At 70.7% G+C, this 19,864-nt stretch carries 16 protein-coding genes and 1 pseudogene; 6 read left to right on the forward strand and 11 right to left on the reverse strand.

Annotation, left to right across the window (positions count from 1 at the left end; all coding sequences use genetic code 11):
• Nucleotides 1-3 precede the first annotated feature (3 nt).
• The 11 genes and pseudogenes from LQ938_RS07515 to pyrR form a co-directional block, all read right to left on the reverse strand.
• Nucleotides 4-1,980, reverse strand: coding sequence for a primosomal protein N' (locus LQ938_RS07515; RefSeq protein WP_223721628.1), 1,977 nt, complete (start codon nt 1,978-1,980; stop codon nt 4-6).
• Between the two features lie 145 nt (nt 1,981-2,125).
• The gene (metK, locus tag LQ938_RS07520; protein WP_223721231.1) at nt 2,126-3,319 is read right to left on the reverse strand and encodes a methionine adenosyltransferase; all 1,194 of its coding nucleotides are present in this window, start codon (nt 3,317-3,319) and stop codon (nt 2,126-2,128) included.
• An 85-nt stretch (nt 3,320-3,404) separates the two neighbouring features.
• Nucleotides 3,405-3,659, reverse strand: coding sequence for a DNA-directed RNA polymerase subunit omega (rpoZ, locus tag LQ938_RS07525; RefSeq protein ID WP_223721230.1), 255 nt, complete (start codon nt 3,657-3,659; stop codon nt 3,405-3,407).
• 51 nt (nt 3,660-3,710) lie between these two features.
• The gene (gene gmk, locus LQ938_RS07530; RefSeq protein WP_223721229.1) at nt 3,711-4,625 is read right to left on the reverse strand and encodes a guanylate kinase; all 915 of its coding nucleotides are present in this window, start codon (nt 4,623-4,625) and stop codon (nt 3,711-3,713) included.
• Complete coding sequence (gene pyrF / locus LQ938_RS07535; RefSeq protein ID WP_223721228.1) at nt 4,618-5,472, reverse strand: orotidine-5'-phosphate decarboxylase; 855 nt, start codon at nt 5,470-5,472, stop codon at nt 4,618-4,620. The genes gmk and pyrF overlap by 8 nt, the downstream gene beginning before the upstream one ends.
• Nucleotides 5,469-8,756, reverse strand: a complete 3,288-nt coding sequence (carB, locus tag LQ938_RS07540; RefSeq protein WP_223721227.1) for a carbamoyl-phosphate synthase large subunit — start codon at nt 8,754-8,756, stop codon at nt 5,469-5,471. Before carB ends, pyrF begins: the two co-directional genes overlap by 4 nt.
• Nucleotides 8,749-9,906, reverse strand: a complete 1,158-nt coding sequence (gene carA, locus LQ938_RS07545; RefSeq protein WP_223721226.1) for a glutamine-hydrolyzing carbamoyl-phosphate synthase small subunit — start codon at nt 9,904-9,906, stop codon at nt 8,749-8,751. Before carA ends, carB begins: the two co-directional genes overlap by 8 nt.
• Nucleotides 9,903-10,415, reverse strand: a complete 513-nt coding sequence (locus LQ938_RS07550; protein ID WP_223721225.1) for a PH-like domain-containing protein — start codon at nt 10,413-10,415, stop codon at nt 9,903-9,905. The genes carA and LQ938_RS07550 overlap by 4 nt, the downstream gene beginning before the upstream one ends.
• Entirely contained in the window at nt 10,412-11,722 is a 1,311-nt protein-coding gene (locus tag LQ938_RS07555; protein ID WP_223721224.1) for a dihydroorotase, read from the reverse strand. The genes LQ938_RS07550 and LQ938_RS07555 overlap by 4 nt, the downstream gene beginning before the upstream one ends.
• Nucleotides 11,719-12,687 (reverse strand): aspartate carbamoyltransferase catalytic subunit, encoded by a 969-nt coding sequence (locus LQ938_RS07560; RefSeq protein ID WP_223721223.1) that lies wholly within the window; start codon nt 12,685-12,687, stop codon nt 11,719-11,721. Before LQ938_RS07560 ends, LQ938_RS07555 begins: the two co-directional genes overlap by 4 nt.
• Nucleotides 12,684-13,220 (reverse strand): annotated as a pseudogene (gene pyrR, locus LQ938_RS07565) (bifunctional pyr operon transcriptional regulator/uracil phosphoribosyltransferase PyrR); the annotation flags it as partial. The pseudogene pyrR and the gene LQ938_RS07560, both read right to left, overlap by 4 nt.
• Nucleotides 13,221-13,338: 118 nt before the next feature.
• Between pyrR and mvk the strand changes: the two are divergent.
• From mvk to LQ938_RS07595, 6 genes are read left to right on the forward strand one after another with little or no spacing between them, the layout of a single operon-like run.
• Nucleotides 13,339-14,490, forward strand: coding sequence for a mevalonate kinase (gene mvk / locus LQ938_RS07570; RefSeq protein WP_223721221.1), 1,152 nt, complete (start codon nt 13,339-13,341; stop codon nt 14,488-14,490).
• Nucleotides 14,487-15,455 carry a diphosphomevalonate decarboxylase gene (gene mvaD, locus LQ938_RS07575; RefSeq protein ID WP_223721220.1) on the forward strand — a complete coding sequence of 323 codons (969 nt, stop codon included), beginning with the start codon at nt 14,487-14,489 and terminating at the stop codon, nt 15,453-15,455. The genes mvk and mvaD overlap by 4 nt, the downstream gene beginning before the upstream one ends.
• Nucleotides 15,452-16,570, forward strand: a complete 1,119-nt coding sequence (locus tag LQ938_RS07580; RefSeq protein ID WP_223721219.1) for a phosphomevalonate kinase — start codon at nt 15,452-15,454, stop codon at nt 16,568-16,570. Before mvaD ends, LQ938_RS07580 begins: the two co-directional genes overlap by 4 nt.
• Nucleotides 16,567-17,667, forward strand: coding sequence for a type 2 isopentenyl-diphosphate Delta-isomerase (fni, locus tag LQ938_RS07585; protein ID WP_223721218.1), 1,101 nt, complete (start codon nt 16,567-16,569; stop codon nt 17,665-17,667). The genes LQ938_RS07580 and fni overlap by 4 nt, the downstream gene beginning before the upstream one ends.
• Nucleotides 17,657-18,709: a hydroxymethylglutaryl-CoA reductase gene (locus tag LQ938_RS07590; RefSeq protein WP_223721217.1), complete on the forward strand. Its 1,053-nt coding sequence runs from the start codon at nt 17,657-17,659 to the stop codon at nt 18,707-18,709. Before fni ends, LQ938_RS07590 begins: the two co-directional genes overlap by 11 nt.
• On the forward strand, nt 18,706-19,860 hold the full coding sequence (locus tag LQ938_RS07595; RefSeq protein WP_223721216.1) for a hydroxymethylglutaryl-CoA synthase: 1,155 nt from the start codon (nt 18,706-18,708) through the stop codon (nt 19,858-19,860). The genes LQ938_RS07590 and LQ938_RS07595 overlap by 4 nt, the downstream gene beginning before the upstream one ends.
• Nucleotides 19,861-19,864: the final 4 nt, after the last annotated feature.

A 19,864-nucleotide genomic window follows, 5' to 3' on the forward strand; every position in this document is an offset into this window, starting at 1 on the left:
TCCTCACAGATCGGGGTCGGGCACGTCGACCCGCACTCTGAGTGTATTGCGCGCCGCAACCGCGGCCCGTCCCTTCGCCCGGCTGCGGCGCCCGGCGACCGCCTCGGCGACGACCGATGCGCGAAGGGTCTGGGCCACGGCTCGTCCGTGCGCGTAGTCGAATCGGACGAGAGCGCGCACCCGCGGGACGTCGTCGCTCGGGATCGGCACCGGGCCCACGACCGCGTCGGCGGTGAGTTCGTGCACATCGCGGGCGAGCGCCGAGAGAGCGCCGTCCACGGCCGGGCGGGTTCCTTCGACGACCGCCACGCGAACGGTCGGCGGCATCTTCAGCGGGGCGCGCTCCGCCAACTCGGATCGGGCATAGGCGGGCTGGGTCCAGGTCGCCAGGGCGCGGGCGACGGCGCCCGCCACCCCCGTTAGCATCACGGGAGAGCCGGGAGCCGCGAGGGCAGCGGCGTTCGACCACCAGCGCAGGCAGGACTCCGTGATCCGCAGGTCCTCGGCGAGCAGCATCCGGTCGCCGTCGAGGAGGAGAACGGCGCGGTACCCGCCGTCGGCGACCGGTTCGGCGCCGCGCGTCGCGACGACGAGGGCGGGGCGCGCGTCGACGCGCAGCAGGGCATGGTCGCGGTCGGCGAGGATGACCCGGGTGTTCGGGAAGGCCCGGCCGAGTTCGTCGGCGGTGCGCTCACTGCCCGAGGAGGCGAGGCGCATCTCGGTCGCCGAGCAGTGCGGGCAGACCCAACCCGCGATTCCGCGGCCGCACCAACCGCACTCGGGGGCGCGCCCGTGCCCCCGCACGCGCAGCGGGCCGGTGCAGTGCACGCAGCGCGCCGGATGCCGGCACGACGAGCACACGACCACCGGTGCGTATCCCGGCCGCGCGACCTGGACGAGCACCGGACCGGAGGCGAGGGCCTCCCGCACCGCCGCGAACGCGCTGGAGGGGATCCGTGCCTGGGTGGGCGCGTCGGATGTGGCGGTCAGCACGACGCGCGGAGACTGCCGACGGCGCGCGGGCACGTCGCGGAGCCAGCCCAGGCCCACCAGACGCTCCACGTCGGTCGTGCGGGTGTGCCCGAGGATGAGCAGCGCCGATGCCTCCAGCTCCTGACGGACGAGTGCGGCGTCCCGGGCGTGCACGCCCGGACTCAGCGGTTCGGCGAGCAGCGGATCGCCGTCGTCCCAGATCACGACGAGCCCGAGCGCCGCGACGGGGGCGTACACCGCCGACCGATTGCCGACGACGACGCAGGGGGCATCGCTGAGGGTGCGGAGGTACGCCGCATACCGCGCCGGCCCGGACTGGCGCGCGTCGACGGGCACAACCGCGTCGACCGGCAGCTTGCCCTCGAGCGCGGAAACGACCTGCTCCTGGTCGCGGTGATCCGGCACCACAATGACGACGCTGCGGCCGGCCGCGAGGGTGACCGCTGCGGCCGCCGCGACGAGCACGGCCCACGCCCCGACCGTGCGACCCTCCCCGATGACGACGGGTCGGGGCGGTGCGTCGAGCGCCATTCGCTCGCGATCCGTTAACCCGGGGCGCAGCGTCGGGAATGCGTCGAGCACGTCTTCGGCGGCGCGCACCACCTCGGGCGCGACGACGGGCGCCGTCGGCGGCTCCCGCAGCAGCCAGGACTTCTCAGCTCGCACCATCCGCTTCGGTACCGCGAGTCGGAGGACATCGGATGCGGACCCCGCCGCCCGGTCGGCAACCTTCCGCGCCAGCTCGTACAGCCCGCCCGGCAGCACCGGCACCGGCGAGATGACGGAGTCGAGCTCGGAGAGCGGGCGCTGACTCGGCTCAGACCAGGCGCGTTCGACCACGAAGCCGTCGATCATCCGGCCCGCGCTGCGCAGCGGAACCTTCACCCGCACGCCGGGCTGCGCGTCCGCATCGAGGTCGGGCGGGACCGCGTAGTCGAACAGGCGGTCGAGCTGGGGCAGCGGGCTGTCCAGCAGCACACGGGCGATCGGGCGGGCGGATGCCGACGGCGGCGCAGCGGCGGCCGTATCCGATTCCGCCGCGCCACCTGCGGCCGCATCCGATGCCTTCGCGTCGACTGTCGCGTCGCCGCCCGCCGCATCGTCTGCGGTCTCGGTCGCCCCCGCCGTCACGTCAGAGCCCGGCAGCGGCGCGCAACTCCTCGACGCGGTCGAGGCGCTCCCAGGTGAAATCAGGTAGCTCGCGCCCGAAGTGCCCGTACGCCGCGGTCGCGGCATAGATCGGGCGCAGCAGGTCGAGCTGGTCGATGATCGCCTTGGGGCGGAGATCGAAGACGTCGAGGATCGCGCGCGTGATCTTGTCGTCGTCGACGTGGGCCGTTCCGAAGCTCTCGACGTAGAGTCCGACGGGGCTCGCTTTGCCGATGGCGTACGCGACCTGCACCTCGAGACGGTCGGCGAGACCCGCCGCGACGGCGTTCTTCGCGACCCAGCGCATGGCGTAGGCGGCGGAGCGGTCGACCTTCGAGGGATCCTTGCCGCTGAAGGCGCCGCCGCCGTGGCGGGATGCCCCGCCGTAGGTGTCGATGATGATTTTGCGACCGGTGAGTCCGGCGTCGCCCTTCGGGCCGCCGGTGACGAAGGGGCCCGCCGGGTTGATGTAGTACTGCACGTCGGGGAGGTCGAGTCCGGTCGAGGCGAGCACCGGGTCGATCACCGCGGCGCGCACCTGGGCGCGCAGGTCTTCCTGGCTGATGTCGGGGTGGTGCTGGGTCGAGAGCACCACGGACTCCACCGTCTTCGGCACGTGCCCGTCGTAGCCGAGTGTCACCTGCGTCTTGCCGTCGGGGCGTAGGAAGGACAGCTCGCCCGAGCGCCGCGCATCGGCGAGCCGCTCCGCCATCCGGTGGGCCGTCCACGCGGCCATCGGCATGTACTGCGGCGTTTCGGTGGTGGCGAAACCGAACATGATGCCCTGGTCGCCGGCGCCCTGTTCGTCGCGCGGGTCGATCGACCGGCCCTCGCGCTGCTCGAACGCCTGGTTCACTCCGGCGGCGATGTCGGAGGACTGCGCGCCGATCGACACGCTCACCCCGCAGGAATCACCGTCGAAGCCGGTGTCGCTGGAGGTGTAGCCGATGCGGTTCACGACGTCGCGCACGATCGCCGGAATCTCGACGTACGCACGCGTCGACACTTCACCCGCGACGTGCACGAGCCCGGTCGTGACGAGAGTCTCGACCGCGACACGGCCGGCGGGATCGTCGGCGATGATCGCGTCGAGGATGCTGTCCGAGATCTGGTCGCAGATCTTGTCGGGGTGCCCCTCGGTGACGGACTCGGAGGTGAACAGGCGCAGGTCGGTCATCGGTACTCCCCGTTGTGGCGAACGCTGCCGCCATCATGCACGCGGCCCCGGACACCAGGTGTCGGGGCCGCGCAACAGAACGAAATTACTCGGCGTGCCGCAGACGCAGCTTGTCCTCGTGGATCTCGTGCATCGCGATGGTGAGGGGCTTGTCCTCGATCGTCGAGTCCACCAGCGGACCCACGTTGTCGAAGAGGTTTCCCTCGTGCAGGTCGGAGTAGTAGTCGTTGATCTGACGCGCGCGCTTGGATGCGTAGATCACGAGCTGGTACTTCGAGTCGACCTTTTCGAGAAGGCTGTCGATGGGGGGCTCGATGATGCCCTGGTTGGTTCCTGCCATGGCGAAACCTCCTGGTTCTTCAGTGGCGGCGAAAGTCGGCGGACGCGGCGATCAAGATGCGCGCGAAGATGCCTGGGCCAATTCTACGACCTCACGCGCGGCTTCGGCGACGTCCGCGTTCACGACGCGGTAATCGAACTCGTGCTGGGAGGCCAATTCGACCCGCGCGGTACGCAACCGGCGGGCTCGTTCCTCGTCGTCCTCGGTGCCGCGCCCCACGAGCCTGTGGACGAGCTCGTCCCAGCTGGGCGGAAGCAGGAACACCAGCGTCGCGTCGGGGGCGGCCTCGCGCACCTGACGCGCGCCCTGCAGATCGATCTCGAGCAGAACCGTGCGTCCCTCCGCGAGGGCTTTGTCGATCGGAGCCCGCGGCGTGCCGTACCGGTGCGCGTTGTGCACCGTGGCGTACTCGAGGAGCTCGCCCCGGGCGATGAGGTCGTCGAAGCCGGCGTCATCGACGAAGAAGTAGTGCTGGCCGTCGACCTCGCTGGGGCGCGGAGTCCGCGTCGTCGCCGACACCGACAGCAGGATCTCCGGATGGTGCTCCTGTATGTGGGTGGCGACCGTGCCCTTGCCGACGGCGGTGGGCCCGGCGAGCACGATCAGCCGGCTTCGTGCCCCGCGCGGACGGGGTTCGGGGAACCGGCCCTCGAGCCAGGTGTCGAGCGCGCGCCGCTGGCGCACGCCGAGACCCGCGAGGCGCTTCACGTTCGAGATTCCGAGTTCGGCGAGGATGCGTTCGCGTTTGCTCTCGCCGATCGCGGGCAGCGCGGTGAGGAAGTCGGTGATGCGGAGCGTTCCCGCCGGCGACAGGCTGTCGGTGTCGGCGCGGCGCAGCACCTCCTGCGGCGACACGACACGGGTCGCGATGTCGCGTTTGAGGGAGGCGCGCGCGCGGCGGGCGGCCACGGCCTTCCGTGACGCCGCCGCGCGGTCGACCTCGGGGGGTGTCTGCTTGTCAACCACGGGCACTCCCCCGGTAGAGCGCGGCGCGTTCTTCGATCCGCGCCGCGAGGCCCGCGGGCCCGACGGACAGGATGCTGCGGCTCTCGTTCGCGATCACGTTCGAGGCCCCGTAGCCGAATAGACGCGGCAGGTCGGCGGGGTCCGCCCCCTGCGCGCCGAAGCCCGGCGCCAGCACCGGCATGCCGGCGATGACGATGTCGGTCAGCCCGAATGCGGCGCGGTCGACGGTCGCGCCGATGACGACGCCGATCGAGCCGAGCGCACCGGGCAGTCCCATGTTCAGTTCGCCCACGTCGTGCGCGACGCGGGCCGCGAGGCGGCCCCGCACGTCCGCCGAATCGTCGTCGACGAGCGCCTGCTGCACGAGGGCGGCTTCCGGGTTGCTGGTTGCGGCCAGCACGAACGCGCCCTTCCCGTGGGCGATCGCCATCCGCAGCGATGCGCGGAGCGAATCGGGCCCGAGGTAGGGGCTGAGCGTGACGGCGTCGGCCTCGAGGGGCGAGCCCGGTCGCAACCACGCGTCGGCGTATCCGGCCATCGTCGTGCCGATGTCTCCGCGCTTCGCGTCGGCGACGACCAGCAGGTCGGCCGCGCGCGCGGCCTGCAGGACGTCTTCGAGCGCGGCGAATCCCCGTGAGCCGTACTGCTCGAAGAACGCGACCTGCGGCTTCACCACACCGACGCGTCCGGCCGATGCCTCGACGACGCGCAGGCCGAACTCGCGCGCGCCGGCGGCGGAGGGCTCGAGGCCCCACGCCGTCAGCAGGCTCGCGTGCGGATCGATTCCCACGCACAACGCGCCGTGGTCATCGAGCGCGGCGCGCAGGCGCTGGCCGAATGAGATCACGCGCGCGCCGCCCGATCCGCCGCGTACTCCTGCAGGCTGCGCACGTTGTAGCCCTCGCGGATGACCGGCAGCGCACTCACGGCCGCGCCGAGCACGGCCATCGTGGTGAATAGCGCCTTGTCGGCCGCCACGGCCGCCGCCCGGATCTCGTATCCGTCGGCGCGCGCAGATCCACCACTCGGGGTGTTGACGATCATGTCGATGCGCCCGGCGTTGATCAGATCGACGACGTTCTCCTCACCGCTCTCCTGGGTGGCCGAGTACTTGTTGACGATCTGCACCCGGATGCCGTTCCGCGCCAGGATCTCGGCCGTTCCCTCGGTGGCCAGCAGCTCGTACCCGAGCTCCTGCAGGCGGTGGGCGGGCAGGATCACGGCCCGCTTGTCGGCATCCGCGACCGAGATGAACACCGTTCCGCCCAGCGGCATGCCGCCGTATGCGGCCTGCTGGCTCTTCGCGAACGCGGTCGGGAAGTCGCGGTCGATGCCCATGACCTCGCCCGTCGAGCGCATCTCCGGTCCGAGCACCGAATCGACGGTCTGACCGTCCTTCGTGCGGAACCGCTTGAAGGGGAGCACGGCTTCCTTCACCGCGACCGGTGCGTCCAGCGGGACCCGCGAGCCGTCCTGCTCGGGCAGCATGCCCTCGGTCTTCAGATCCGCCACCGACGAGCCCGCCATGATCCGCGCGGCCGCCTTCGCGAGCGGGATTCCGAGGGCCTTCGAGACGAACGGGACCGTGCGGCTCGCGCGTGGGTTGGCCTCGATGACGTAGAGCACGCCGGCGCTGATCGCGAACTGCACGTTCAGCAGTCCGCGCACACCCACGCCCCGGGCGATGGCGAGCGTCGCTTCGCGCACGCGGTCGACATCGGATCGACCGAGGCTGATCGGGGGCAGGGTGCAGCTCGAGTCGCCGGAGTGGATGCCGGCCTCCTCGAGATGCTCCATGACGCCACCGATGTAGAGCTCGTCGCCGTCGAACAGGGCGTCGACGTCGAGCTCGATCGCGTCGTCGAGGAAACGGTCGACCAGGAGCGGCAGACCCGGTCCGATGATCGCCTGGTCGGCGACGCGCACGAAGTAGTCGCGGAGGCTCTCGGTGTCGTAGACGATCTCCATGCCGCGCCCGCCGAGCACGAAGCTCGGACGCACGAGCACCGGGTAGCCGATCTCTTCCGCGATGGTGACGGCGCCGTCCACGTCGATCGCCGTGCCGTTGCGAGGAGCAACCAGCCCCGCGTCATCCAGCAGGCGCGCGAACAGCTCGCGCTCCTCAGCGAGATCGATGGCCTCCGGGCTCGTGCCGAGGATGCGGTACCCCGCGTCCTCGATCCCCTTCGCGAGCCCGAGCGGCGTCTGGCCGCCGAGCTGGCAGATGACGCCGAGGATCTCCCCCGAGCGGCTTTCGGCGTGCAGCACTTCGAGCACGTCCTCGAGCGTCAGCGGTTCGAAGTACAGGCGGTCGCTGGTGTCGTAGTCGGTCGAGACCGTCTCGGGGTTGCAGTTGACCATGATCGTCTCGTAGCCCGCATCCGACAGTGCGAAGGAGGCGTGCACGCAGGAGTAGTCGAACTCGACGCCCTGACCGATGCGGTTCGGACCCGACCCGATGATCACGACCTTGGTGCGCTCGGACGCGGCGACCTCGGTCTCCTGGTCGTAGCTCGAGTAGTGGTACGGCGTGAGGGCGGGGAACTCGCCCGCGCAGGTGTCGACCGTCTTGTAGACCGGGCGGATGCCGAGTCCGTGCCGGATGCCGCGCACCTCGGTCTCGCTGAGTCCGCGGATCTCGGCGATCTGAGCGTCGCTGAACCCGTGGTCCTTGGCGACCCGGATGGCTTCCGCATCCAGTTCATCGGCCGTGCGCAGGAACTCGGCGACCTCGTTGATCAGGACGATCTGGTCGAGGAACCACGGGTCGATCGCGGTCGCCTCGAAGGCCTGCTCGATGGTCGCCCCCTTCCGGAGCGCCTGCTGCAGCACGACGATCCGGCCGTCGGTGGGCGTCCGCGAGATCTCCAGGAGCTCCTGCACCGAGCGGTCCTCGGGGCCCCAGTGGAAACTCGACCCGCGCTTCTCGAGCGAGCGCAGCGCCTTCTGCAGGGCGGTCGCGTAGTTGCGGCCGATCGCCATGGCCTCGCCGACGGACTTCATGGTGGTCGTGAGCGTGACGTCGGCGGCCGGGAACTTCTCGAAGTTGAAGCGCGGAACCTTGACGACGACGTAGTCGAGCGTCGGCTCGAAGCTCGCCGGCGTCACCTTGGTGATGTCGTTCGGGATCTCATCGAGGCGATACCCGATCGCGAGCTTGGCGGCGATCTTGGCGATCGGGAACCCGGTCGCCTTCGACGCCAGAGCGGACGAGCGCGAGACGCGCGGGTTCATCTCGATCACGATGATGCGGCCGGTGGCCGGATCGATCGCGAACTGGATGTTGCAGCCACCGGTGTCGACGCCGACGGAGCGGATGATGTCGATGCCGATGTCGCGGAGCTTCTGGTACTCGCGGTCGGTGAGCGTCAGCGCGGGCGCCACCGTGATCGAGTCGCCGGTGTGCACCCCGACCGGGTCGACGTTCTCGATCGAGCAGACGACGACCGTGTTGTCGGCCGTGTCGCGCATGAGTTCGAGCTCGTACTCCTTCCACCCGAGGATCGATTCCTCGAGCAGCACCTCGTTCGTGGGCGAGTCGTGCAGGCCGGCGCCGGCGATGCGGCGGAGGTCGCGCTCGTCGTAGGCGAAGCCCGAGCCGAGGCCGCCCATCGTGAACGAGGGGCGCACGACCAGCGGGTAGCCGAGTTCTTCGGCCGCGGCGAGGCACTCGTCCATCGTGTGGGCGATGCGGCTGGCGGCCACATCCGCGCCGCACTCCAGCACGAGCTCCTTGAAGACCTGGCGGTCCTCGCCCTTCTGGATGGCCTCGACCTTCGCGCCGATGAGCTCGACGTCGTACTTGGCGAGGATGCCCAGCTCGTCGAGCTTGATGGCGGCGTTCAGGGCGGTCTGGCCACCGAGGGTCGGCAGAATCGCGTCCGGCTTCTCCTTCGCGATGATCGTCTCGAGCACGTCGGGGCTGATCGGCTCGATGTAGGTCGCGTCGGCGAAGTCGGGGTCGGTCATGATCGTCGCCGGGTTCGGGTTCACGAGGATCACGCGCAGGCCTTCGGCCCGGAGGACCCGGCACGCCTGGGTGCCGGAGTAGTCGAATTCGGCGGCTTGCCCGATGACGATCGGGCCGGAGCCGATGACCAGGACGGAGCGGATGTCGTCGCGCTTAGGCATTGGCGGCTTTCTTGCTGAGGTCCTCGCGCACGAGCTGGGCGAAGCGGTCGAACAGGTAGTTGGCGTCGTGTGGGCCGGCGGCGGCTTCGGGATGGTACTGCACGGAGAACGCGGGGATGTCGAGCGCGCGCAGGCCCTCGACCACGTTGTCGTTCAGTCCGACGTGGCTCACTTCGACGCGGCCGTAGCCGTGCGGGCTGTCGGAGGTGGTGTCGAGCGGCGCATCGACCGCGAAGCCGTGGTTGTGCGCCGTGATCTCGACGCGCCCGGTCTCGCGGTCCAGCACGGGCTGGTTGATGCCGCGGTGCCCGAACGGCAGCTTGTACGTGCCGTAGCCGAGCGCGCGACCGAGCAGCTGGTTGCCGAAGCAGATGCCGAAGAAGGGCAGCCGTTCGTCGAGCACCGCGCGCAGCAGTTCGACGTGATCTTCGGATGCGGCGGGGTCGCCGGGGCCGTTGGAGTAGAAGACCGCGACCGGGTCGATCGCGCGGATGTCGTCGATCGTGACCGACTGGGGCAGCACGTGCACGTCGAAGCCGCGGGCCGCGAGGTTCACAATGGTCGCCTGCTTCACCCCGAGATCGAGCACGGCGAGGTTGCCGATGCGCTCCCCCGTCGCCGGGGTGATCTCGGCGGCGGCGACGGACACGCTGGCCGACAGGTTCTGCCCGGCCATCTCGGGCGCCTCGCGGACGATCCGGAGCTGCTCTTCGGGATCGAGGGCTGCGGCATCGCCGGAGAAGATACCGCCGCGCATGCTGCCCGCGGAACGGATGTGGCGGGTGACCGCGCGCGTGTCGATGCCGCTGATGCCGACGATTCCGTCGGCGACCAGGGCCTCGTCGAGCGAGCGGTCGGCGCGCCAATTGGAGACGACGCGCGAAGGGTCGCGCACGATGTATCCGGCCACCCAGATGCGTCGGGACTCCACGTCTTCTTCGTTGACGCCGGTGTTGCCGATGTGCGGGGCGGTCTGCAGCACGATCTGGCCGGCGTACGACGGATCGGTCAGGGTCTCCTGGTAACCGGTCATGCCGGTCGAGAAGACCACTTCACCGAGGGTCGTGCCGGTCGCGCCGTACGCGTTGCCGGGGTAGCGCGAGCCGTCCTCGAGCACGAGGGCGGCGGGGCTGCTGCGGAAGAGGGTCATGCGTCGGTTCCTGTCGGTGTGGGGGAAGTCAGAAGCGCGGTGATCGCGTCGGCGGCCGCGCGGGCCGATGCGCCCTGCGGGCGGAAGTACGAATCGACCACGGTGCCGTCGTCGAGTCGCCAGCTGAGCCTGGTCAGACCGTCTCGTTCGACGACCCGGTCGATCGCGACCGTCGCCTGCTCGGTCGCGGTGAGGCGTTCGCGGGAGAGGAAGATCGGGTCCTGACCGCGCAGATGCAGCACGACGCCGTCATCCGTCACGGTCAGGTCCGCGCGCGCGCGGAACCCGAGCCCGCGGACGGCGAGGCGCTCGAGCGCCACCCCGTGCGCCGTGGTGGCGACGTAGAGACCGGGGAACTCGGCGCGCACGAGAGAACCGGCGGGCACCGCCTCGCTCGGCGCGGCGAGACCTCGATCGCGTCGCGTTCGTCGTCGCCAGCCGAGGCCCATCAGCCCGATCAAGACGATCGCGACCGCGAGCATGACCAGCAGGGCTCCCTCGCGGCTCACGGGGCGACCTCCTCGGGAGAGACCAGCGCGCCGTCGCGCAGCGTGACCCGCCCCGCGTGGAACGTCCATCGCGTGCTGCCGGGAAGCTCGCGCCCGAGGTAGGGCGAGTTGACGCTCAGACCGTGCAGGTCGTCGGTGCCGAAGACCCCGCCGCCGCGCGGATCGTGCAGCGTGAGGTGGGCCGGCTCCCCCGCGGTCAGCGGGCGCCCGTGACCGCCGAGGCGGCCGATCGCGGCGGGGGTGCGGCTCATCACACGGGCAACATCCGCCCAGTCGAGCATTCCGGTGTCGACCACGGCGTGCTGCACGACCCGGAGGGCGCTCTCGAGTCCGACCATCCCGTTGGCGGCGGCGTGCCACTCGCAGGCCTTCGCCTCGTGCGGATGCGGGGCGTGATCGGTCGCGACGATGTCGATCGTGCCGTCGGCCAGGCCCTCGCGCACCGCGCGAACGTCCTCGTCGCGGCGAAGCGGCGGGTTCACCTTGAAGCGCGCGTCGTACCCGCGCACCAGCTCGTCGGTCAGCAGCAGGTGGTGCGGGGTGACCTCCGCCGTCACGGCGATCCCCCGCTTCTTGGCCCAGCGGATGATGTCGACCGACCCGGCCGTCGACAGATGGCAGACGTGCAGCCGCGATCCGACGTGCTCCGCGAGGAGCACGTCGCGCGCGATGATCGCTTCTTCGGCGACCGCGGGCCAACCCGCGAGGCCGAGTTCCGCCGAGACACTTCCCTCGTTCATCTGGGCGCCCTCGGTGAGCCGCGGGTCCTGCGCGTGCTGCGCCACGACACCGTCGAACGCCTTCACGTACTCGAGTGCACGGCGCATGATCAGCGGGTCCCAGACGCAGAACCCGTCGTCGCTGAAGACCCTGACCTGGGCCCGCGAATGCGCCATCGCGCCGAGTTCGGCGAGTCGCTCGCCCTTCTGCCCGACGGTGACGGCGCCGATCGGCTGCACGGTGACGTAGCCGGCGGCTTCGCCGAGCGCGAGTTCTTGCTCGACGACACCGGCGGTGTCGGCCACCGGTGACGTGTTCGGCATCGCGAAGAGCGCCGTGAAACCGCCGGCGGCTCCGGCACGCGAGCCGGTGAGGATCGTCTCGGACGCTTCGTAACCCGGCTCCCGCAGATGCGTGTGCAGGTCGACGAGCCCGGGGAGGGCCACGAGGCCGTCCGCATCGATGACGGTGGCACCGGAGCGGCTCAGGCCGCTGCCGACCTCGGCGATCCGCGCATCCTCGATGAGGATGTCGGCCGGGTCGCCGCCGTCGATCCGTGCGCCGCGGATGAGGAAGGTCTCGCTCATCGTGCGTCCTCCTTCTCAGCATCCGCGCGTTCGCCGGAGAGCAGCAGGTAGAGAGCCGCCATCCGCACGGACACGCCGTTGGTCACCTGCTCGAGCACCGTCGACCGCGGAGAATCCGCCGCAGCCGCAGATATCTCGAGGCCTCGGTTCATGGGTCCGGGGTGCATCACAATGCTATCGCCCGGCAACGCCGACAATCGCGCCGCGTCCAGCCCCCAGGACCGCGCGTACTCCCGCTCGGTCGGGAAGTAGGCGGCGTTCATCCGCTCCAGCTGGATGCGGAGCATCATGAGCGCGTCGGGACCCGCGGCGATCGCGGCGTCCAGGTCGTAGCCGATCGTGGCGGGCCACGCCGAGACGTCCTGCGGGATGAGGGTCGGGGGCCCGACCAGCGTGACCTTCGCACCCAGGGTGTGCAGCAGCCAGACGTTCGAGCGCGCCACGCGCGAATGCAGGATGTCGCCCACGATCGTGACCGAGAGTCCCGCCAGGTCGCGACCGCGGCTGTCGTCGCCGTAGGTGCGCTTGCGGATGGTGAACGCGTCGAGCAGGGCTTGCGTCGGGTGCTCGTGGGTACCGTCGCCCGCATTCACGACGCCGGCGGTGATCCAGCCGCTCGTCGCGAGGGTCCGGGGTGCACCGGATGCGCCGTGCCGGATGACGACCGCATCCGCTCCCATCGCCTGCAGCGTCTGCGCCGTGTCCTGCAGCGACTCGCCCTTGGAGACGCTCGAGCCCTTCGCGGAGAAGTTGATGACGTCGGCGGAGAGGCGTTTCGCGGCGGCCTCGAAGGAGATGCGTGTGCGGGTGGAATCTTCGAAGAAGAGGTTCACCACGGTCTTGCCGCGCAGCGTCGGCAGCTTCTTCACCTCGCGGCGCTGCGTGTCGGCCATGTCTTCGGCGACGTCGAGGATGCGCAACGCGTCGGTGCGCGTGAGTGAGCGGGTGTCGAGAAGGTGCCTCATGACTCGATCGTCACCTCTTCGATGCCGTCCACCTCGGCGAGGCGCACGTTCACCCGCTCGGTGCGCGAACTCGGCAGGTTCTTGCCGACGAAGTCGGGACGGATCGGCAACTGGCGGTGCCCGCGATCGATCAGAGCGGCCAGCCGCACGGCCGCCGGGCGGCCGATGTCCTGCAGCGCATCGAGCGCGGCGCGGATGCTGCGACCGGAGAACAGCACGTCGTCGACGAGCACGACCGTGCGTCCGTCGATTCCGGACGCCGGAATCTCGGTGCGGTGCGGGGTGCGGGTGGGATTCTTCGCGAGATCGTCGCGGTACATCGTGACGTCGAGCGCCCCGACCGGAACGGGGGTGTTCGCGAACTCGGAGACGAGAGCGCCGATGCGGTTCGCGAGCGGAACGCCGCGCGTGGGGATCCCGAGAATCACCAGACCTTCCGCCCCGCGGTTGGACTCGAGGATCTCGTGTGAGATCCGAGTGAGCGCTCGGGCGATGTCGGCCTCATGCAGCACGGTTCTCGTGCTCATCCGCCGCTCCCTTCTCCGCCTCTCGGACGGTGTTAAAGGTTGCTGTGGTTCTCCTACACCCTATCAATACCGGGCGCCCGACGAGCCCGGAACGCGGCCCCGCTGTTAGGCTCGAAAGACTGCCATGACCGAACGAACCGACCTCCGTGGCGCTGCTGCGTCCGACCCGCACCGTCCCCTTCCGAACGACGACGCGGTCCGCGGCGATGGTGCGGATGCGTCCGTCGTGATGGGTGCCGGCGCGGCTTCGGCGACGGCGAAGGTCATCCTGTTCGGCGAGCACGCCGTCGTATACGGGTACCCGGCGATCGCCGTCCCGGTGGCAGCCCTGACGGTGCGCGCCGATGTGCGTCCGGCGCTCGGCGGCAGCACGATCGACAGCGCACTGTTCTCGGGCCCGCTCGCGGACGCTCCCGCGCGCCTGCGCCCCACGGCCGTTGCCGCAGAGGCTGCCCTCACCGCGCTCGGCGCAGCGCACACGCCCGTCGCCGTCCGCATCCGGAGCGACATCCCCGCCGAACGCGGTGTCGGTTCCAGCGCGGCGGTCGCCGCTGCCGTGGTCGGGGCCGTCGCCGACGCGTTGCAGGTCACCCTGGATGCGGACCGTCATCACGAGCTCGTCCAGATCGCCGAGCGTGCGGCCCACGGAACGCCGAGCGGCCTCGACGCGCGCGCGGTGCGCGCGGCGGGGCCCATCTGGTTCCGTTCCGGCGACGTCGAGCCCCTGACGGTCGCCGTACCTCTCGTGTTCGTGATCGCCGACACCGGTGTCCGCGGCCGGACGGGTGAGGCGGTTGCGGCCGTTCGCGCGCTGCGTGAAGAGTTCCCGGTGCACACCGATGAGGTGATCGCGGCTCTCGGTGACCTCGCGGTCTCTGCCCGCGACGATCTGGCCAGCGGAGACGCTGAGTCGCTGGGGCGCCGCATGACCCGCGCGCACGCCCTGCTCGGCGAGCTCGGTGCCGGCGACGCGGCGTTGGATCGCCTGGCAAAGGCAGCGCTGGCTGCCGGAGCGCTCGGCGCGAAGCTCACCGGCGGCGGACGGGGCGGGTGTCTGCTCGCTCTCGCGCGCAGCGCGGCGCACGCAGAAGACCTCGAGACGGCCCTTCGTGCGGCCGGGGCCACCGACGTGTGGGCGACGACCGTGCCCGCCACCGGCGCTCAGGCGTCGGACGCTCCGGCCGCTCCGGCGGAGTCGGTGCCCGTTCGGCCCGTATCCCGCACACGGACGCCGGTCGGATCCGAACAGATCACGAATGTGGAGCAGACCCGATGACCCGTGCGACCGCGCGCGCCCACCCGAACATCGCGCTCGTGAAGTACTGGGGCAAGCGTGACGCCGCCCTGAATCTCCCGGCGACCGGCAGCATGTCGATGACCCTCGACGTCTTCCCCACCACGACGACCGTGACGGTCGAGCCCGGCCGGGACCGCGACGAACTCGTCCTCGGCGGCGTCGTGCAGCAGGGGGTGCCGCGGGAGCGCGTGGAACGATTCCTCGACCTCGTGCGCACCGCATCCGGATCCTCCGCGCGCGCCCGCGTCGAGACGGAGAACACGGTTCCCTCCGCCGCGGGACTCGCGTCGTCCGCCTCGGGGTTCGCCGCTCTCGCCGGTGCCGCCGCCGCGGCGTACGGACTGGATCTCGACGAGCGCGCGCTCTCCCGGCTCGCCCGTCAGGGCTCCGGATCCGCATCCCGATCGATCATCTCCGGCTTCGCGGTGTGGCACGCCGGCGACGACGATGCGTCCTCGTTCGCTGAGGCCGTGCCGGCACCCGAACTCGCCATGGTGGTCGCCATGGTCGACCGGCGCGAGAAGTCCGTTTCGAGCCGCGAGGCCATGCGACGGACGGTCGACACCTCGCCGTTCTACCCCGCCTGGATCACGTCGACGGCCCGCAGCCTCGAGGACGCCCTGGCGGCCGCGGCCGCGGGCGACGTCGAGCGTCTCGGTGGCATCACCGAGACCAACGCGCTGCGCATGCACGCGCTCATCCAGTCGTGCGATCCGCCCATCCGGTACCTCTCCCCGGTGAGCGTTGAGATCTTCGACCGCGTGGTCGCGCTCCGCGCGGAGGGCGTCGCCGCGTTCGCGACGGCCGATGCCGGGCCGAACGTGGTCGTGATCTGTCGCCCGGCGGATGCGGCGACGGTCGCCGCAGCGATCGACGACCTGGCCGACACGGTCACCTCTCTGCCGGGACCGGGAATGCAGGTCCTCGACCGGGTGCCCGCATGAACCGCGGCGCGGCGGCGCGCGCGGAGACGATTACGGTGCGCGCACCGGGCAAGCTCTTCATCGCCGGCGAGTACGCGGTCGTCTCCCCCGGCGAGCCGTCCGTGCTCGTCGCGGTCGATCGCTACCTCACGGTCGGCCTGACCGAGAGCGTCGGCGCCGGCAGCATCCATTCCCCCGAGTACGGGCGGATGCCGGTGGTCTGGACGCGCAGCGAAGGCGGGCTCACGGTCGACCGCGAACACCACCCCTACGACTACGTCTTCGAGGCGATCACGGTCGCCGAGCGCCTGCGGGCCGAACGCGGGCTCGCGCCGCGCTTCTTCGACCTGCGGATCGACAGCGGACTCGACGACGTATCGGGTCGGAAGTTCGGTCTCGGTTCGTCGGCAGCCGTGACGGTCGCCACGGTCCGCGCGATCGACCGGTTCTACGGTTTCGATCTATCGCCCACGGAGCTCTTCCAGATCGCGCTTCTCGCGACGATCCAGGTCGCCCCGACCGCGTCGGGCGGCGACCTCGCGGCGAGCACGTTCGGCGGATGGATCGGGTACCGCGCCCCCGATCGTGAACTGCTCCGCCAGCGCACCGCCGCGGGTTCGATCGACGCGCTCCTCCGCGACACTGCGGCGTGGGAGGGCCTCGAGATCCGTCGACTATCGGCGCCGCGCGACCTCTCGTTCCTCGTCGGATGGACGGGCGCGCCGGCGTCGACCGAGCGACTCGTGGACGCCGTCGGACGGCGGAGCCGGGCCGGCAGCATCGATCACACCGCGTTCCTCGAGGATTCACGTCGATGCGTGAACGGGCTGTGGACGTCGCTCGAGACCGGCGACGATTCCGCCACGCTCGGGGCGGTGAACGCCGCGCGCCACATCCTGCAGGGACTCGGCGCGCAGTCCGGTGTATCGATCGAGACGCCCGCTCTCCGCGCGCTCTGCGAGGTCGCCGAATCGATCGGCGCGGCGGCGAAGCCGTCCGGCGCCGGGGGCGGCGATTGCGGCATCGTGCTCGCGCCGGCGGGGGCGGACGTCGCCGGCATGCTGCGCGCCTGGGAGGCGCACGACATCCGTCACCTCACGGTGTCGGTGCACGCGCCCGAGGCGGAACCGGCGTGAGCGCGCCGGGGCCCGCGGGGCGGAAGGACGACCACGTCCGGCTGGCGGCGGATCAGCAGGCAGAGGGTCGGCGCGGCAACGATTTCGACGACATCACGTTCCTGCACCACGCCCTCGACGGGATCGACGCCGACACGGTGGACACGTCCGTCGAGGTGGCCGGCACGACGTGGGCGCTCCCCTTCCATATCAACGCGATGACGGGTGGCAGCGCCGCGACCGGCCGCATCAACCGTGATCTGGCGATCGCCGCGCGCGAGACCGGCGTGGCCATCGCCTCCGGCTCCCTGAGTGCCGGGCTCGACGACCCCGCGCTCCTGTCGACCTTCCGCGTGCTTCGCGACGAGAACCCCGACGGCGTCGTCTGGGCGAACATCGGCGTCGAGCGGCGACCGGATGATGCGCGTCGCGCGGTGGACGCCCTCGCGGCCGATGCGCTGCAGGTGCACCTCAACAGCATCCAGGAGACTGTGATGCCGGAGGGCAGCCGGCATTTCTCCGGGTGGCTGCGCTCGCTCGAAGCGCTCCGCGATGCCGTCGAGGTGCCGATCGTCGTCAAAGAGGTCGGATTCGGCCTCAGTACCCGCACCCTCTCTCGTCTCACCGACCTGGGGATCCGTTACGCGGACGTCTCGGGCCGTGGCGGTACGGATTTCGTGCGCATCGAGAACTCCCGCCGCGCGGGGGCCGATTACGAGTATCTGACCGGATGGGGGCAGTCGGCCGTCGCGTCGCTCCTGGACGCCCCCGCATCCGCCCCTGTGCTGCTCGCCTCAGGCGGCGTGCGCAGTCCGCTCGACGTCGTGCGTGCGCTCGCGTTGGGCGCCCGGGCTGTGGGGGTGTCGGGCACTTTCCTCGCCCCGGTGCTGGAGGGCGGCGCGGACGCTCTCATCGCGCGGATCACGCAGTGGTCGGCGCACACCCGGGCACTGCTCGCCGTGCTCGGCGCCGCAACGCCCGCCGACCTCGTCCATTCGGACCTCATCATCGACGGCTCGGTCGCGCGCTTCTGCGCCGCTCGGGGCATCGACATCACCGCGTGGGCGCGTCGTTCGGATGCCGCCCCGTCCACCGAGAGGAGCCGGCATGACCGGTGACGCGGAGTTCACCTCCATCCCGATGCGCTGGGTCGGCCCGCTCCGTCTCAGCGGAGACGTCGTGGGCGAGCAGCAGGTGCCGCTCGCGACCTACGAGTCCCCCCTGTGGCCCTCGGTCGGACGTGGCGCACGCATCTCGCGTCTGGTGCCGGACGGCATCCGCGTGACGATCGTCGACGAGCGGATGACGCGCTCCTCGCTCTTCGTCGCCGCGACCGGGGCCGACGCGGCCCGCGCGGCGCGCCGCATCCTGGAACGCCAGGCCGAGCTCGCCGAGATCGTCGCCGCGCAGAGCAGGCACGCGCGCCTGATCGACATCGATACCGAGATCGTCGGCAACCTGCTCTTCCTTCGGTTCGCTCTGACGACGGGCGATGCGTCCGGCCACAACATGGTCACGCTGGCGGCGGAGTCGCTCATGGCCCGTGTGCTGGAGTGGCACCCCGAGCTGCAGTACGGCTCGATCTCGGGCAACTACTGCTCCGACAAGAAGGCCACGGCCGTCAACGGCATCCTCGGGCGGGGTCGCAACACGATCGCGGAGATCCTGATCCCGGCCGCGCTCGTCAGCGAGCAGCTGCGCTCGAGCGCCGCTCGCATCGTCGAACTGAACACGCGCAAGAACCTCGTCGGTTCCACGATCGCGGGCGCTCTCCGGTCCGCGAACGCGCACTACGCGAACATGCTGCTGGCCTTCTACCTCGCGACGGGGCAGGATGCGGCGAACATCGTCGAGGGATCGCAGGGCATCACCTGGGCCGAGGTCCGTGGCGACGGCGATCTCTACTTCTCCTGCACGCTCCCGAACCTGATCGTCGGCACCGTCGGCAACGGCAAGGACCTCCCCGGCGTCGAAGACGCGCTGACGCGGATCGGGTGCCGCGAGGACCGCGAGCCGGGCGGCAACGCCCGTCGACTCGCGGGTCTGATCGCCGCGACCGTCCTCTGCGGTGAGCTCTCGCTGCTCGCGGCGCAGACGAACCCCGGAGAACTGATGGACTCGCACCTGCGCCTCGAGCGCCGCACGGAAGGAACCCGATGAGCATGCGGATCGGCATCCACGATCTGTCCCTCGCCACCGCGGGATACGTCCTCGACCTGAACGATCTCGCCGCGGCGACCGGTGTCGACCCCGACAAGTTCCGGATCGGGCTCGGCCAGGACCAGATGAGCGTTCCCGGCCTCGACGAAGACATCGTCACGATGGGAGCCGCCGCAGCGCTCCCCATCCTGGAGCGGCACGGACGCGACAGCATCCGGACCCTGATGTTCGCGACCGAGTCGGGGATCGACCAGTCGAAGTCCGCCGCGGTGTTCGCGCACGCGCTGCTCGGATTGCCCGACACCTGCCGGGCGGTTGAGCTGAAGCAGGCCTGCTACGCCGCGACCGCCGCGATGCAGGCCGCGCTCGGCATCGTCGCGCGGAACCCCGAGGAGACCGTGCTCGTCATCGCGAGCGACATCGCCCGGTACGAGGTCGACACGGCCGCCGAACCCACCCAGGGGGCCGGAGCCGTCGCATTCCTCATCGCGGCAGACCCGGCGCTCGTGGAGATCGAGCCCATCGTGGGCGTGCACACCGCCGACGTCTCCGACTTCTGGCGACCGAACGACAGCGCGACCGCGGTCGTTGACGGCAAGCTGTCGATCGACGCCTACCTCGACGGCCTGACCGCCGCATGGGACGACTTCCGTGCACGCGGCGGCGTCGACATCGCCGAGATCGAGCGGTTCTGCCACCACCAGCCCTTCACGCGGATGGCGGCGAAGGCCCACCGCCGCATGGCGGAGCACACCGGCACCGAACTCGGTGTCGAGCTCTACGAGACCAGCACCGTCTACAACCGCCGGATGGGCAACTCCTACACGGCGTCGCTCTACGCCGGGCTCGCTGCGCTGCTCGACTTCGACGATGACCTGGCGGGTCGCCGCATCGGATTCGTCAGCTACGGCTCGGGCAGCGTGACCGAGATCTTCACCGGCGTCGTGAGCGCCGAGTACCGCGAGTTCCGCCGACAGGCCGAAACGGCGGCGCGTCTCGACGGCCGCGTCCCGGTGAGCGTGGAGCGCTACCGCGCGCTGCACTCCGGTGGTGCCGTGTCGAGCGCCGCGGACGTCGAGATCCCCGTCGAAACCGACGGCCCGTTCCACTTCACCGGCATCCGCCACCGGGCGCGCCAGTACCGCGCCTGATCCG

This window comes from Microbacterium sp. cx-55, from assembly GCF_021117345.1.
Classification (GTDB): Bacteria; Actinomycetota; Actinomycetes; order Actinomycetales; family Microbacteriaceae; genus Microbacterium.

Excerpts from the sequence above, each read along its gene's own strand:
- metK (WP_223721231.1), bottom strand. The coding sequence starts at position 3,319 with ATGACCGACCTGCGCCTGTTCACCTCCGAGTCCGTCACCGAGGGGCAC.
- rpoZ (WP_223721230.1), bottom strand. The coding sequence starts at position 3,659 with ATGGCAGGAACCAACCAGGGCATCATCGAGCCCCCCATCGACAGCCTT.
- carB (WP_223721227.1), bottom strand. The coding sequence starts at position 8,756 with ATGCCTAAGCGCGACGACATCCGCTCCGTCCTGGTCATCGGCTCCGGC.
- carA (WP_223721226.1), bottom strand. The coding sequence starts at position 9,906 with ATGACCCTCTTCCGCAGCAGCCCCGCCGCCCTCGTGCTCGAGGACGGC.
- LQ938_RS07555 (WP_223721224.1), bottom strand. The coding sequence starts at position 11,722 with ATGAGCGAGACCTTCCTCATCCGCGGCGCACGGATCGACGGCGGCGAC.
- LQ938_RS07560 (WP_223721223.1), bottom strand. The coding sequence starts at position 12,687 with ATGAGGCACCTTCTCGACACCCGCTCACTCACGCGCACCGACGCGTTG.
- mvk (WP_223721221.1), top strand. The coding sequence starts at position 13,339 with ATGACCGAACGAACCGACCTCCGTGGCGCTGCTGCGTCCGACCCGCAC.
- mvaD (WP_223721220.1), top strand. The coding sequence starts at position 14,487 with ATGACCCGTGCGACCGCGCGCGCCCACCCGAACATCGCGCTCGTGAAG.
- LQ938_RS07580 (WP_223721219.1), top strand. The coding sequence starts at position 15,452 with ATGAACCGCGGCGCGGCGGCGCGCGCGGAGACGATTACGGTGCGCGCA.
- LQ938_RS07590 (WP_223721217.1), top strand. The coding sequence starts at position 17,657 with ATGACCGGTGACGCGGAGTTCACCTCCATCCCGATGCGCTGGGTCGGC.
- LQ938_RS07595 (WP_223721216.1), top strand. The coding sequence starts at position 18,706 with ATGAGCATGCGGATCGGCATCCACGATCTGTCCCTCGCCACCGCGGGA.